At 40.9% G+C, this 13,096-nt stretch carries 12 protein-coding genes; 4 read left to right on the top strand and 8 right to left on the bottom strand.

Annotated features, from left to right (window positions below):
* Window positions 1–4 precede the first annotated feature (4 nt).
* Together VB073_RS05185 and VB073_RS05180 are read left to right on the top strand one after the other, a co-directional pair.
* Complete coding sequence (locus tag VB073_RS05185) at window positions 5–781, top strand: patatin-like phospholipase family protein (RefSeq protein ID WP_323403080.1); 777 nt, start codon at window positions 5–7, stop codon at window positions 779–781.
* A gap of 23 nt (window positions 782–804) precedes the next feature.
* Window positions 805–1,107: a hypothetical protein gene (locus VB073_RS05180; RefSeq protein ID WP_323403079.1), complete on the top strand. Its 303-nt coding sequence runs from the start codon at window positions 805–807 to the stop codon at window positions 1,105–1,107.
* A gap of 52 nt (window positions 1,108–1,159) precedes the next feature.
* Here the strand turns inward: VB073_RS05180 and VB073_RS05175 are convergent, their stop codons facing one another.
* From VB073_RS05175 to VB073_RS05155, 5 genes are all read right to left on the bottom strand, one after another.
* Window positions 1,160–1,678 carry an HXXEE domain-containing protein gene (locus VB073_RS05175; RefSeq protein WP_323403078.1) on the bottom strand — a complete coding sequence of 173 codons (519 nt, stop codon included), beginning with the start codon at window positions 1,676–1,678 and terminating at the stop codon, window positions 1,160–1,162.
* A 173-nt stretch (window positions 1,679–1,851) separates the two neighbouring features.
* Entirely contained in the window at window positions 1,852–2,145 is a 294-nt protein-coding gene (locus VB073_RS05170) for a hypothetical protein (RefSeq protein ID WP_323403077.1), read from the bottom strand.
* Between the two features lie 54 nt (window positions 2,146–2,199).
* Complete coding sequence (locus VB073_RS05165; RefSeq protein ID WP_323403076.1) at window positions 2,200–2,703, bottom strand: SRPBCC domain-containing protein; 504 nt, start codon at window positions 2,701–2,703, stop codon at window positions 2,200–2,202.
* Complete coding sequence (locus VB073_RS05160; RefSeq protein WP_323403075.1) at window positions 2,700–3,020, bottom strand: metalloregulator ArsR/SmtB family transcription factor; 321 nt, start codon at window positions 3,018–3,020, stop codon at window positions 2,700–2,702. The genes VB073_RS05165 and VB073_RS05160 overlap by 4 nt, the downstream gene beginning before the upstream one ends.
* Before the next feature lie 420 nt (window positions 3,021–3,440).
* Window positions 3,441–4,631, bottom strand: coding sequence for a DUF418 domain-containing protein (locus VB073_RS05155; RefSeq protein WP_323403074.1), 1,191 nt, complete (start codon window positions 4,629–4,631; stop codon window positions 3,441–3,443).
* Window positions 4,632–4,873: 242 nt separating this feature from the next.
* Between VB073_RS05155 and VB073_RS05150 the strand changes: the two genes are divergently transcribed.
* Both VB073_RS05150 and eptA read left to right on the top strand, forming a co-directional pair.
* Complete coding sequence (locus tag VB073_RS05150; protein WP_323403073.1) at window positions 4,874–5,089, top strand: hypothetical protein; 216 nt, start codon at window positions 4,874–4,876, stop codon at window positions 5,087–5,089.
* Window positions 5,090–5,202: 113 nt separating this feature from the next.
* Window positions 5,203–6,756, top strand: coding sequence for a phosphoethanolamine--lipid A transferase EptA (gene eptA, locus VB073_RS05145; RefSeq protein ID WP_323403072.1), 1,554 nt, complete (start codon window positions 5,203–5,205; stop codon window positions 6,754–6,756).
* A gap of 31 nt (window positions 6,757–6,787) precedes the next feature.
* On the opposite strand, the gene VB073_RS05140 is transcribed toward eptA, so the two are convergent.
* From VB073_RS05140 to VB073_RS05130, 3 genes are all read right to left on the bottom strand, one after another.
* Window positions 6,788–8,584: a RagB/SusD family nutrient uptake outer membrane protein gene (locus VB073_RS05140; RefSeq protein WP_323403071.1), complete on the bottom strand. Its 1,797-nt coding sequence runs from the start codon at window positions 8,582–8,584 to the stop codon at window positions 6,788–6,790.
* 13 nt (window positions 8,585–8,597) lie between these two features.
* Window positions 8,598–11,834, bottom strand: coding sequence for a TonB-dependent receptor (locus tag VB073_RS05135; RefSeq protein WP_323403070.1), 3,237 nt, complete (start codon window positions 11,832–11,834; stop codon window positions 8,598–8,600).
* Between the two features lie 224 nt (window positions 11,835–12,058).
* Window positions 12,059–13,036 (bottom strand): hypothetical protein, encoded by a 978-nt coding sequence (locus VB073_RS05130; RefSeq protein WP_323403069.1) that lies wholly within the window; start codon window positions 13,034–13,036, stop codon window positions 12,059–12,061.
* Window positions 13,037–13,096 lie beyond the last annotated feature (60 nt).

The raw sequence follows: 13,096 nt of genomic DNA, 5'->3' as shown, positions 1-13,096 counted from the left end.
AACTATGAAAGCAACGAATAATAGGTCTACTTACAATCTGGGATTTGTCTTAAGTGGTGGCGGAGCAAGAGGTTTTGCTCATCTGGGAGCTATACAGGCTCTTCTGGAAAAAGGAATCGTGCCGGATATCATTTCCGGGACAAGTGCGGGAGCATTGGCCGGAGCTTTTCTGGCCGACGGATATATGCCGGAAGAAATATTGGAGATATTCAGTCACAGGTCGGTCAGGGAATTTACCGGATTTTCGATATCGCGTGCTGGATTATTTAATACAAATAAGATGATCGAGTTTCTGAAAAAGCATCTACGTGCCAGAACCTTCGAGGATCTACGTATTACCTTACATGTTACGGCGACGGATTTTGAGAGAGGAGTCTGCCATGATTTCCATGAAGGACCACTACTGGCTCCACTGGCGGCATCCTGCTCCATACCCATCATATTTAGTCCTACAGTGGTAGCCGGGCGACAATATGTGGATGGAGGGTTGTTGAAGAATCTGCCGGCGTCCATCATAAGGGATCAATGCGAAGAAATTATCGGCATCAGTCTTAATCCGATTTACATGGACAAATACAAGGACTCTTTCAAGGGAGTGGCCGAGAAATCGTTTCACTGTATACTCAATTCAAATACCGGAGCGGACAAACCTCTTTGTGACATATTGATCGAGCCAGAGAATATCCATAAGTATTCGATGTTTGATGTGCAATATGCAAAAGTGATTTACAATGCCGGCTATAAAACCGTGAGGATATATTTTGCCAACAAGGCCGGGTAGAAACAATTAAAAAACGAAAGATCATGAAAAAAATTATCGCAATCCTAACCAAGAAGGGACGGTTGATGAAAGACATAGAGACCGGTTCCGATGTGAATATCTTCAAGATAGAAAATGAAAAAGTGGTTGGCTATGAGAATCTCAAGATAGATAGCAGCGAATATGGCCAGTTTTCGAGTTTAGTCAGAGATAAGAGTATTAAACTGATCTATATGGACTCAATCAACGAGCAGTTAAAAAGAATATTGAATAATCACGGAATAGGGATAAAGTGTAAATCCGAATGTTCTGACGACAGGTTTTTAGACCAGTTCGTTTTTGATTGAGAATAAGCATGAAAAACTGGATAGTTTTTTCGTTTTCATTTTCAATAAAGTTTTATAAATAGTTTTTTCTCCAATGTTCTATTTTGTCGGCATAATGGAACATCAGTCGCAGATTGAGTAGTAACGCTATTAAAAAGACTAAACTCCAGATTGCCGTATTCGTTGCATTCAGGTTATTGTTTACAAATGTCAGGTAGAATATATAAAAAATGGGCAGTATTGTTATCAATGCTGTTCTGCTTCCGGGCGTCCATTTTCCGAACTTTATACATTGAAATATATGTCCGAACAGATGAAGCGTGTATGCGACAAAGAGCCCGACAGCCATTTCCGTTATTTGAAGTTTTATGGCAATGAAAAGTATGATTGATGCCAATGCGAATTCTTCCATGATCATTATACTGATGGTTTCGGTGGACTGATAATGTTTTCTCCCTTTGATAAACATTTCGTTTGTCAATTTCTTGTCGGATCCATTTTTTTGAATCCAATTTCTCACAGTTATGATTTCTTCAAATTCATGAATCATAAAAAGGGATAATATCAGAAAGGATAATTCTGTTGTGTTCATTCGAATTTTATTAAAGTTATTTTTCCATATTTCTATTCTTGTCTCAACTTCTGTGATTCGGATGCAATTTTAGTAATGCAATCTACAATCCCGGGTACAAATTGTAAAGAAATATCATGTCCCATTCCTTCTATGATGCATAGTTCCGCATTTGGAATTGTGGATGCCACTTCCTAGCCTGCTGCAAGGGGTACTATGGGATCGATATCACGGTTGTCAAACCGGATTACATGAAATCTGTCAGCTGCCAGTTTTTCACATAGCTCAACTGGATAATGCAACATTGTAGCTCCTGTTCCCTGAATCATAATAATCGTTTCATCAAAGGGATCACCAAAAGATTCATAAGCAATGGTTATTCCATTTGCACTTACTTCCCCTGGTTGAGCCATAACATTGCCCGTTGCCAGAATGGATGCCAGGCATATAGCAAATAGTCTGATTACAAAGAAACCCGAGGTCCTCATAACCGATTTTACAGAATTGTATTCATTTTGTTTTATCGCAGAAAATATGACAACTTATTTTTGTAAAGATGACAGTAATTCGTCCAACTGTTCTAATCCCATTGTCATACCCTCTTTAAAGCCCATTTCGATAGTTGTTTCAAGATCGGCATGTGTATCGAAAGTGAGTATCATATCGACCTGTACTCTGTCTTCTTTCGGAATAAAGTTGTTTTCCCATAAATTTTGAGGGAATGCCGGGTTCATTATCCCGTTTTCATCACAAAATCCGTCTTTTGCAGTAAATGACTTTTCTTTTTTTATAATAATGTAAGAAGCTTTGCTCCAGTGTCTCTCCCCTTCGGGACTTATCATGGCGTAATGCCAGAATCCGCCTTCGCGAAAATCCATTGTTTTGGTTTCTGCTCTCCAGGGTTTCGGTCCCCACCATTGGTCGAGCAATTCGGCTGTTGTCCACGCTTTCCATACCAATGCAAGATTGGAATCAAATTCACGTCGTATGTGAATGGTGTGGTTTTCCTTATTAACGGAAAAATCGAATAAAAGATTGTTGTTCATTTTTGCTGATTTTTAAATGTTACTAATAAATTGTCGAGCTGGTCGAAGCGGGCTTCCCAAATCTTGCGGAACTGCTCCAGCCATTTATCTATTTCTTTCATTTTCTCTATTTCAAGTTGGTAATAGATTTCCCTGCCTTTCTGCTCATGCTGTATCAGTTCGCACTCTGTCAAAATCCGTAGATGTTTGGATATCGCCTGCCGGCTTATGTCGAAGTATTCGGCAATGGCGTTGGGTGTCATCGCCTGTAGCGCAATCAGGGTGATGATTGCCCGTCTTGTCGGATCTGCAATAGCCTGGAAAATATCTCTTCTCATAATATTCACTTTAAGAAACCAATCGATTGCAAATATATATGCAACTTTTCAGTTTCGCAAATTTTTCCTGAATTTTTTTGATTTTTATTGATTGCTCTCTTTTTATCGTTACGTAAAAATTTGGAATGTATACAACTAAAAAGGTGTCGGTCATACTTTTGGATTTGCCGCAAACAGGCGTTGCAATCAATGTGATAAAGGCGAGTTCACAATGCACAATATTCCTGTCGGACGTCACGATTTACGGGCCATGTTTGTGGGATATGAACCTGCAGTATTTCGTGAAATTTTGTTGATATCGGCAAAGGGGATATATCTCGAAATCAGGATGAAAAAGAGTGTATATGTTTTGTTATTATTATTTGTCGTGTTCCTTATTCATTTGGAAAAAATTGTTTCTTCAAAAGATATTCCCAGTTGTTACTTTTTTGCTCCGATCCAGGTCGCTTTCTTCCATAACCATTCTAACGGTCCGTGGTTATGAGAACGCATCCACCACCGACTAACGATAAGCTGAATAAGGACGACTGTTACCCCCATCAAAAAGCAGATAGTAATTCCCGTGTGCCTGTAAAGGCCGAGTCCCCAATTATAGAAGAGGAATGCACCTATCAGCGACTGTGAAAGATAATTGGTGAGGCTCATGCGGCCATACGGAGCCAGTCGTTGAAGAATATTTCCAAAGTGCGTCAGATAATAGACAAGGATGATCCCGGAGAACAGGATTCCTGTAAAAGCGACATTGGCGAGTGATTTGACTATAAGCGAAGTCGGGGTAAGAAGTGCTTCCCGACCAATGAAATCGGGCAACATCGTGTTTAAGCCGTGGAGGGGGAAGAATGCTACCAATGAGATGATCAGCACGTTGAACCATAACTTGAGGTTCTTCTCCGAATAAAGCAAGGTCTTACTTCTCCCGATAACCATCCCGATCAAAAACAGTGCTATGGTTTGTAACAGACGGCCATGCAAAACCATCCATCCCATATTGGCCACATTTCCTGTCCATATAGCTGTTTTACTCATTTCGAGGAATGATCCTTCTCGCTGGGCTATATTGACGATATCCCAATAGGGCGCATCGATCGGTGGACCGGGAATATAACCGGGATTGATAAATGCATATATAATCTTGCCTATCTCGATGGGTTGAAGCAGTAGGATAGTGGCAATCCACAATACGGAGCGGGTTGATAACCTGCATACTGCAATCAGGACATATCCCACCAAAGCATATAAAACGAGTATTTCTCCGGGAAAAAGCGTTGAATTGATGATGGCAAAACCAAGTAATAATACTAGGCGCCATGCAAAACGTCCTCTGAAATCACGCTCTTTTTGCTTCTGTGAATTATCCTGGATAAAAAAACTGAATCCGAAGAGGAGTGCGAAAATACAATAGGCTTTTCCGGCAAAGGTGAAAAACAGACTGTCCCAAATTATTTTATCCGTAAATTGCAGAAAAGTGTTGGTCACTTCTGGATAACTGTAGAGGCTGAAGCGTTCAATAAAATGGATCAAAGTTATTCCTAATACAGCAACTCCACGGAGAACATCGGCTACTTCTATTCGTTTGTTAGCAACAGAAGTGGCGGCTAATTTGTCAGTCATTTGTTTTTATTTGAAATTATTGGTTTGTCGGGTAATTTTATCAATAGTATTATCACAGCCAGTGTAGCAGTACTTCACCTTAGGATTCATCTTATGATATATTGGTGTCAAAGGTACAAAATAGAATACCCTACAAAACGTGTTTTCGTCTACAAACATATCACTTTTGTCTCAAATCTGCCGACTCTCCCATAATAACGATAATAATTATACTCTTTCTTTACGCAGAACAAAAAGGTGTCGTGATCACAGGACCGGAGGTAGAAAGGCACTCCACTGTACAGGGGGAAATGACCGAAAATGGATTCAAAATATTCTCCTATGATGTATTAGTTCAGTCCCGTCATCTAATAGCTGCGGCAAAAGTCAATTATCTTGATCTTGATTATCTCAAAAAAGAACTTAGGGAGAATGACACATTGGTATATGTGAAAAAGGAGATTTATTTCAGAAAATAAATAAAGATTGTTATGAAAGCTTTCTTTGTTGTTCCTGCTCCGGTAATGATATCACTGTTATTTCGGAACTTTTGGGTATTTTTGCAGCCGGAAATATTCAATCATTCATGTATATGCCAGAAATTTTAAAGAATATCCATCGGAAAATTTTCACAAGTAACTTACAGATCACCCATTTTGCTTTGTTAGTGAGTCTTCTGAATCTCGTGTTCTTTCATTTTCCATTTTTTGGCTTTGTATTAAACAACGCTGATTATAAAAGTTTTATCGGCATTGTTCTTATTATTAGCTTGATAATTGCGGTATTGCTTGTCAATGCTTTTGTTTTCTATCTGATGCTTTTTCTTTCCCGTTATCTTGGAAAATTTTTACTGGTACTATCCTTTCTTATCAGTGCGGCTGCAGTCTACTTTATCAATACTTACCATGTCATCATAGATGAAAACGTAGTTGGTAGTGTATTCAATACCACTTATGAAGAGACCAGCGTTTTTCTCTCTTTTACACTGATATTGTATATCTTCCTGCTCGGGGTCATCCCCTCCATTTACATCATTAGAACGAAAATAAAAAAAGATACATGGAAGCATTTTTTAGTCACTTCTTCGCTTACCTTATTGTTTATCGGTTTGCTGGTCATTGCCAACGCGAACAGTTTGCCCTGGTTCCACAAAAATTATAAGCAATTACAAGGTCTTATGGCGCCATGGTCTTATACCATAAGTACATGCCAATTTTACAGTCACAAGCACCGAAGCGATAAAAAAGAAATCCTATTGCCGGATGCTACTATAAAAGACGATGAAAAAGCGGTTGTAGTCCTGGTGATAGGTGAATCTGCAAGAAAGCAGAATTTCTCCCTGTATGGTTACGGAAAAAACACCAATCCGTTGCTGTCGCAAGTACCGAATCTGTCCCATTTTCCCGCGACTTCCTGTAATACTTATACCACTGCAACCCTGAAATGTATTTTAAGGCATGACGATACCGATGATTTATATGAAATCTTACCTAATTACTTGTACAGGAACAATGTGGAAGTTGTTTGGAGAACCACCAATACTGGAGAACCACCCATTCATATTGAAAAGTATCAGACCCGGAATTCTCTAATGAAATATTGCAAAGGAGGGGGATGCAATTACGATGAAATTCTTTTGACCGGATTAAAAGAGCAGATATTGGCGAGTAAAAGGAATAAAGTATTGATCATATTACACACCAGTATTAGTCATGGCCCTATCTATAGTAAGAAGTATCCGCCCCGGTTTGAAATATTTAAACCTGTCTGCAATAGAGTAGAACCGGCAGAGTGTTCCAGGGAAGAACTGTTCAATGCGTATGACAACACGATTGTATATACTGATTATATCCTGTACAATATAATTGAAGATTTGAAACAGTTAAGTGAGTATAAAAGTGCGATGATTTATATTTCCGACCACGGCGAATCGTTAGGTGAAAAGGATATTTATATGCATGGGTTACCGATGAGCATTGCGCCCAAGGAGCAATATGAAATTCCGTTCATCGTTTGGGTGTCCGAGGGCTCAAAAGAACTCAAAACCGATGAGATATTGTGTCAGAACTATGTGTTTCATAGTGTCTTGAATTTCTTACATATTGAAAGCCCTGTCTATAATGAGAAGATGAATATCTTTAAATAAGGGAGGTATCACTCTTTCATCCTTACTTATTTTATTTCCATCCAAAAAGTTGGGGACCTAATGCCGGATTGAGCGTGATCTGCTGAATGGGTATGGGTCGATAATAGAACTGGGGCTCTACAAAAATTCCCATATCTTTTGCCGCAACAATATTTCCCGAAGTACTATTTGCGAGATATACCGTTGCATTACTGTCATCAATACCTCCCGTTCTATAATAAACGAGTTTCACGCCTTTGCTGTTTACCTCCTTATCTGCATCTGCTGGAATAGATTGAGATGAGGGAATCAGATATGCATCTTCCACCCCATCGCCATTTAAATCGAACTTGCCAAGCGAAGGGAAATATAATCCTTCCGGCACTTTTTCCAGTACTTTTCCGGCATGCCACCGCATGAGGTCGTCAAAGCGGAATCCCTCAAAAGCCAGTTCAACACGTCGTTCTCTCCTTATTTCGTGCAAAAGGGCGGAGATATTTCCGAATTTTGCAGCCGATAAAGGATCAACCGTAGGATTCATATTAAAATCCGGCATCGCAACTCTTCTGCGGAGCAGATTGAGTGAGATCTCAACATCCGACTGTGTAAATTCGTTCAGTTCGGCTTTTGCCTCGGCGTAATTCAGAAGCACTTCGGCATAGCGTAGCACGGGATAATCCAGATCGTTATAGACATCCGCTTCTCTATTGTTTGCAAATCCTTTTATCAAGTGGTATCCTGTGAAATTTTTATTGAACTGCTGCACATAGATACCTGCACCGGAAACGTAAGTAGCAGTTTGGACAAGTTCCCATCCGGGATAAGCATATGTTTGGCTGAGTCGTGGATCTCTGTTCTTAAATTCTTCCACAAACTGCCGGGTTTGATAACCTTGTTGCGCGGAATAAAAGGTGGCATCGTTCATTAGATAGTTTTGCACAAGGTCTTTGGCCGGAGATGGTTCGTAATTCCCGAAGTTCCACTCGCTGGTTCCGGCTTTCACTTCCTTCGGATCGTAGAATGTGGCCAAAATAATTTCGGGATTCGAACTTAAATCACCACTTCTGAACAGGGACAGATAATCTTTGTCTGGATTGCCGGTGGAGTAGATTGAGAACTGGCCATTGTCCATCACACGCTTTGCCGCATCGCGTGCCATTTGTAGATAGATGTTGGCGGATGATGCGAGATTCAATTCCGGGTGATATTTGCGATAAGTCCCTTCGTACAAGGCATCGCGAGAAAAGAAAGCGAGGACACCCCATTTATCGATGGCACCCGAAGGTTGACCGGTTTTCACATTTTCAGCAGCAAATTGATAATCTTCGAAAATTTTCCCGATTACGAAATCACGCGAATCGCATCCCTTGAAAAGCGCTTCCTGATCATTTGTTTCTATGACTTTATCGTACCATGGCACATCGGAATATCTTTTTACCTTGTCCATATAGAATCGGGCACGGAAGAATCGGGCAATACCCTCGTAATGTGCTTTCACGTCAGGCGATACTTGTGCTCTTTCCACGTTTGCCAGAAAAAGATTGATATCCCTCAACCTTCCCCAGCTCCACCCCGAGGTAATGGTTGTGGAGCTGGGATTATTGGCTGTCATTATGTTTTTTATTTCCACGCTACCTGACGTTGTGGCCTGGTTGTCCGTACCTCCATCGGCAGCATACATTCCATGTCCGGAGAAATTGTATAATCCGTAAATATACATTTTAAGGTCTTCTTCGGTATTGAAGAAACGTTCTACTCCAATTTCTGTTTTTGGCTGCCGATCCATAAAATCGTCATTACATGTACTAAGTAACAGGATGATACTGAATAGATATATTATTTTTTTCATTTTGATTTCTTTTTTAAAATGTGACATTTACTCCGAAAATATACTGGCGGTTAAACGGGTATGCATAGCCATTTTGTGTGTCTTCCGTAATAGCTTCTGGATCGAAATACTTGCGTACTTCGCTCCACTCGAACAAGTTATCAGCGCTTACAAAAAACCGCACCCTATTCAGATTAATACGATCGGTGACTGTTTGTGGGAGCGTGTAGCCCAATGTGATATTTTTAATTCTTAAATAAGCACCGTTTAATAAGTGTCCGGTCTGTGGGATTGCCATCCCCATTGATTGGTCGATACGTGTACCTAGGTTTCTGTCGGCCAGCCATGATTGAAGAATCGGGAACCGGGCGTTCAGATTTTGATGGGCGAGGCCGGCGGCGATATAAGCCTTCGAGTGTTTGGCCATATCTACATCACTATCCGTTTGGGGACGATAATAATCGAAAATATGAGTTTGTCCGCCGGCGTATGGCTGCTGATAGAAACTCCAGTAAAGGTAGTGCAGCGGATAATAGTCTTTTTTTCCGATTCCTTGGAGGAAGACCAAAAAATCGATGTTATTCCAGTCTCCGATTATATTAATTCCGTATCTGTATCTCGGACTGTTATTCCCGATGATTGACAAGTCTTTGGGATCATCTACAGTAAGGCCTTTTGTGATCCTTCCGTCGCTGTTCAGATCTTTATACTTTGGCCAACCCGCAATAATGTCTAATGCACCCCATGGGATAATTTCCGATTGGTCGAGTTTGGCGATCTCTTCTTTGTTGGTGAAAAGTCCGTCGCTTTGCAGTCCCCATATCTCGCCTAATTCCTGTCCGACATAATATTGTGTCAGCAAATTAGTGGGATTATCGAATTTTGTAATCCATGAGCGTGTGTCGGAGAGTAATAAACGGGTTGTTAGATTGAATGGCTTGTCTGCCACCAGAAAGCTATTATTGTAGGAAAGCGTGATTTCCCATCCGCTGGTTTTCATATCCGCCGCATTTTCCCGAGGGGCAGAAGCTCCCAGCACTCCCGGCAACTCTTTTCCTGGAACAAGCATCCCTTTGGTATCGCGACGGTAGAGATCGGCGACAAGTGAGAGTCTGTTATTCAAAAAACCAAGATCAATACCGATATTCTGCGTAGTCACTGTTTCCCAGGTGTAGTTGGCAGAAACAAGTGGGGGAGAGGATACCGTGAGTTGGCGTTGACCGTCGATCAGATAACCGCCCAACCCCGAACTCATCGATGGGATGTAACCGTAGGCGCTTACCAACTGGTTACCCAAAGAGCCATAGGATGCTCTCAATTTGAAATTGGCGACTTTTTCGTGGAGTGGCTCAAAAAACGGTTCGGAGTCAATTCTCCATGCAAGTGAGACTGAAGGGAAAAAGCCGAACCGTTTTTCTTTTGGAAATCTTGACGTACCATCATAGCGGCCGTTAAATTCGACGATGTATTTACTGTCGTAGATGTAATTCAACCGATAAAACAGCCCTCTGATAGCCCAATCCGTATAACTCTCGTCTACGTTCATTTGCCCGGTCGACAGGCCGATGGAGGGCAATTGCGTGGAGATCAAACCCTCTCTCTCGGCCAATATCTGGTTATACTTGCTGTATTCCTGATTGAATCCCAGGATTGTCGTAAACTGATGTTTGTTCTTCAACCAGTTCAATGTCCCGAAAACATCCACCACACTGTAAAAATCAGTGGAAAAGGTCCTGTATGCACTGCTATTGCCTTCTTCACGTACGTCTTGCGGCCCATAACCGATTTGATATTTGGTCTCGTTGTAACTATAATCCTCGCTTCCTTTTACGAACGAGTAGTTAGCGTTTACTTTCAGTAAATTATTGAGGAAGCTGAACTCCCCGCCAAATGTGTTTTGTAAACGATCGTAAGTACGATTATCCTTACCTCCGTTCTTCAATTGGGCCATCAACCGACCCGCAGCATTGTTTGCCCATGTTCCGTCGGGGTTGAGATCGTGATCCTGCGGAGCCAGATTGTAGAAGATCGACATATCGGAGTTCCAGAAATATCCCGGTTTTATTCTCTCTGTGGATACATAGGATGTGTTATTGGATAGTGTGAACCAGTCGGTTATATTGTAACTACCTTTTATCCGCATGTTATATCTTGTATGGGAATCATTATCAACGATCTTTGATAGGATCCCATTCTCCTGGTCGAATCCGCCAGATAGATAGAACGTCGTTTTCTCGGTTTTGCCAGAAACGGATACCTGATGCGAATTTGAAAATGTCATTTTATCGATGAAATATTTCGTCCAATCTTTGTTACCCATATATTCCCATTGAGTCTGGTCTAAGGGATTTAAGCGTACCGGGTCGATAGAGGGATCATCCGATTTTTGTCGTGCCCATTCCAATCTCTCGTCGCTTGCCACGTGTCCTCCGCTCCAGGGTGTATTCAGTACGGCTATATTTTTTGTTTTCAGATAAATATATGGATCTGATGATTTTTCCGGGAGTATGGATGGACGTTTGCCAGTGAAACTATTGTTGTAATCGATCTGAATCTTATCGGACCGGCCACTTTTCGTCGTAATCAGAATTACTCCAAAAGCTGCTCTGGCACCGTAGATGGCTGCCGACGCCGCATCTTTCAATACGGATATGCTTTGGATATCTTCCGGTAAGATCCGATTCAATTCGTTTGCATCCGAAGCAATGCCGTCGATAAGTATAAGCGGGCTACCTCCATTGATGGAGGTTAATCCGCGAACATTTATTCTGGCTGCCTGTCCCGGCTCACCGCTGGTAAAATCGATATTAAGGTTCGGTATCATTCCTTGTAAACCTTGCGAAATATTGGTGATGGGTTTTGCTTCCAGTTCTTTTATCCCAATTTGATCCACGGCTCCCGATAGATTTACTTTTCGTTGTGTTCCATATCCAACTACTACAACTTCACTTAATACTTCAAAATCTTCCTTCAGAATAATATCGAATGGAATTTCTCCATTCCACTCTACTTCCTGCGATGAAAAACCGATGTAGGAAAAGACAATTATTGCACCCTGCGGAACCTGTACGGTATAGTTACCGTCCAAATCCGTCATGGTACCCTTTGTTGTGCCCTTTTGCACCACGTTTACACCGATGAGCGTCGTTCCGCTCTCATCTTTCACTGTACCTTTAACCATGTTATTCTGTGCCGTAAGCGTATTGGCAAAGAAAAACCAACCAAGTCCGGTCAGCAAAAGCATGAGAAGTTTAATCTTTTTTCTTTTCATAATAATTGTAACTGATGATAACCTTAAAAAAATCGCTGCAAAGGACTTCATTTTATATTACAAAGCAGTTACTCTTTTATGAAGAAAAAATTAATTAACAGATATCAATGATATGAAATTCTGAAAATTCAACGAATTCAAATGAAAAAAATTGGATCTTATGGTTTTTTCTAAAATGTCTTTGAACCGCAGTCTTAATAATGAATTTCTTCAGATACAAGAAATTATATCTCAAACTCCGATTTTTCCGGTAATATAGTCTCAAATGCTTTTTCGATCTCCTGCATCACTTGTGTATAGTTTCTGATATGGGCGTTGTCATTGAGGCAGATTAGCTTGTATGTCTGATCGTAGATCGATTTTATGGCTTCGTTCGATTGGAGTATGAGGGGGAACATTTTCGTATTTTTATAGGTGTTGTATGGGTTGAAATTTGAACGGCATATCTGCCATGTGCGGAACAACTCCTGGGTGTATTCATTGGGACTGCGGAATCGGTTGATGGATACCGCGGTGAACTTGTCCCCGGCATAATTCCATACTTCCTCGAAAGTCGATTTCAAATAAGGCTGGGCGTTGTGAGGCGTGACAAGTGTGATGAATTCCCCGTAAGGTTTTAGTAATCGTGTAAGTCTCGACTTTTTGCCATATGAAGGATGAAACCATTTATCGTGATCACGTTTCAGTACTTCTCGCTTGTCAAACTTCTGGCTGATAATCTTTATGTTATTCTTCAAACATTTTGTCCATAGTCCCGTACCGAAATTATGCCGGAAAGCGGCAATATCATTCGGCAATCCGTCAGTGAAAAAGCGATCCTTTTCAGTATGATTCGTAATGAAAGAGTCGTCGTTGAAATAGACAAAATGATCTGCCAAGTTGGGGATCTTGTGCAGATAGATCTCTATCAGAGAAGAGTTGAATACGGGTAAGAACTCGTTTGGAATGTAGTCGCTGTGACTGACCAATGCCAATTTTGGATGATTGGCATCCAACCATGCCGGTTTTTGGCCACAAGTAACGAAATGTATTTTCCTGACCCACGGTGCAAATTTTTCTACTCCTCTGAACCAATACTTCAAAAAGCCATAATCGCGGAAACGGGCTTCTGAGACTTCATTTCTCGTGTTGTCAATTTTGCCCGAATATTTTACAAAATCGACTTTCCATTTAGGGTCGTCCATATCGACCCAAGTGATCACAAAATCAATATCTATTGCTAAAGTTGTAAAGCGTCTGAAAACTAATTGGTTTTATTAAAT

It is taken from the genome of Proteiniphilum sp. (assembly GCF_034927365.1).
Lineage (GTDB): Bacteria > Bacteroidota > Bacteroidia > Bacteroidales > Dysgonomonadaceae > Proteiniphilum.
This window is presented reverse-complemented; position numbering and strand designations above follow the sequence as displayed.

Bases quoted from the DNA above. Each gene is read 5' to 3' on its own strand.
- VB073_RS05165 (WP_323403076.1), bottom strand. From the start codon at position 2,703: ATGAACAACAATCTTTTATTCGATTTTTCCGTTAATAAGGAAAACCAC.
- eptA (WP_323403072.1), top strand. From the start codon at position 5,203: ATGCCAGAAATTTTAAAGAATATCCATCGGAAAATTTTCACAAGTAAC.
- VB073_RS05160 (WP_323403075.1), bottom strand. From the start codon at position 3,020: ATGAGAAGAGATATTTTCCAGGCTATTGCAGATCCGACAAGACGGGCA.
- VB073_RS05175 (WP_323403078.1), bottom strand. From the start codon at position 1,678: ATGAACACAACAGAATTATCCTTTCTGATATTATCCCTTTTTATGATT.
- VB073_RS05180 (WP_323403079.1), top strand. From the start codon at position 805: ATGAAAAAAATTATCGCAATCCTAACCAAGAAGGGACGGTTGATGAAA.
- VB073_RS05155 (WP_323403074.1), bottom strand. From the start codon at position 4,631: ATGACTGACAAATTAGCCGCCACTTCTGTTGCTAACAAACGAATAGAA.
- VB073_RS05135 (WP_323403070.1), bottom strand. From the start codon at position 11,834: ATGAAAAGAAAAAAGATTAAACTTCTCATGCTTTTGCTGACCGGACTT.
- VB073_RS05185 (WP_323403080.1), top strand. From the start codon at position 5: ATGAAAGCAACGAATAATAGGTCTACTTACAATCTGGGATTTGTCTTA.
- VB073_RS05170 (WP_323403077.1), bottom strand. From the start codon at position 2,145: ATGAGGACCTCGGGTTTCTTTGTAATCAGACTATTTGCTATATGCCTG.
- VB073_RS05140 (WP_323403071.1), bottom strand. From the start codon at position 8,584: ATGAAAAAAATAATATATCTATTCAGTATCATCCTGTTACTTAGTACA.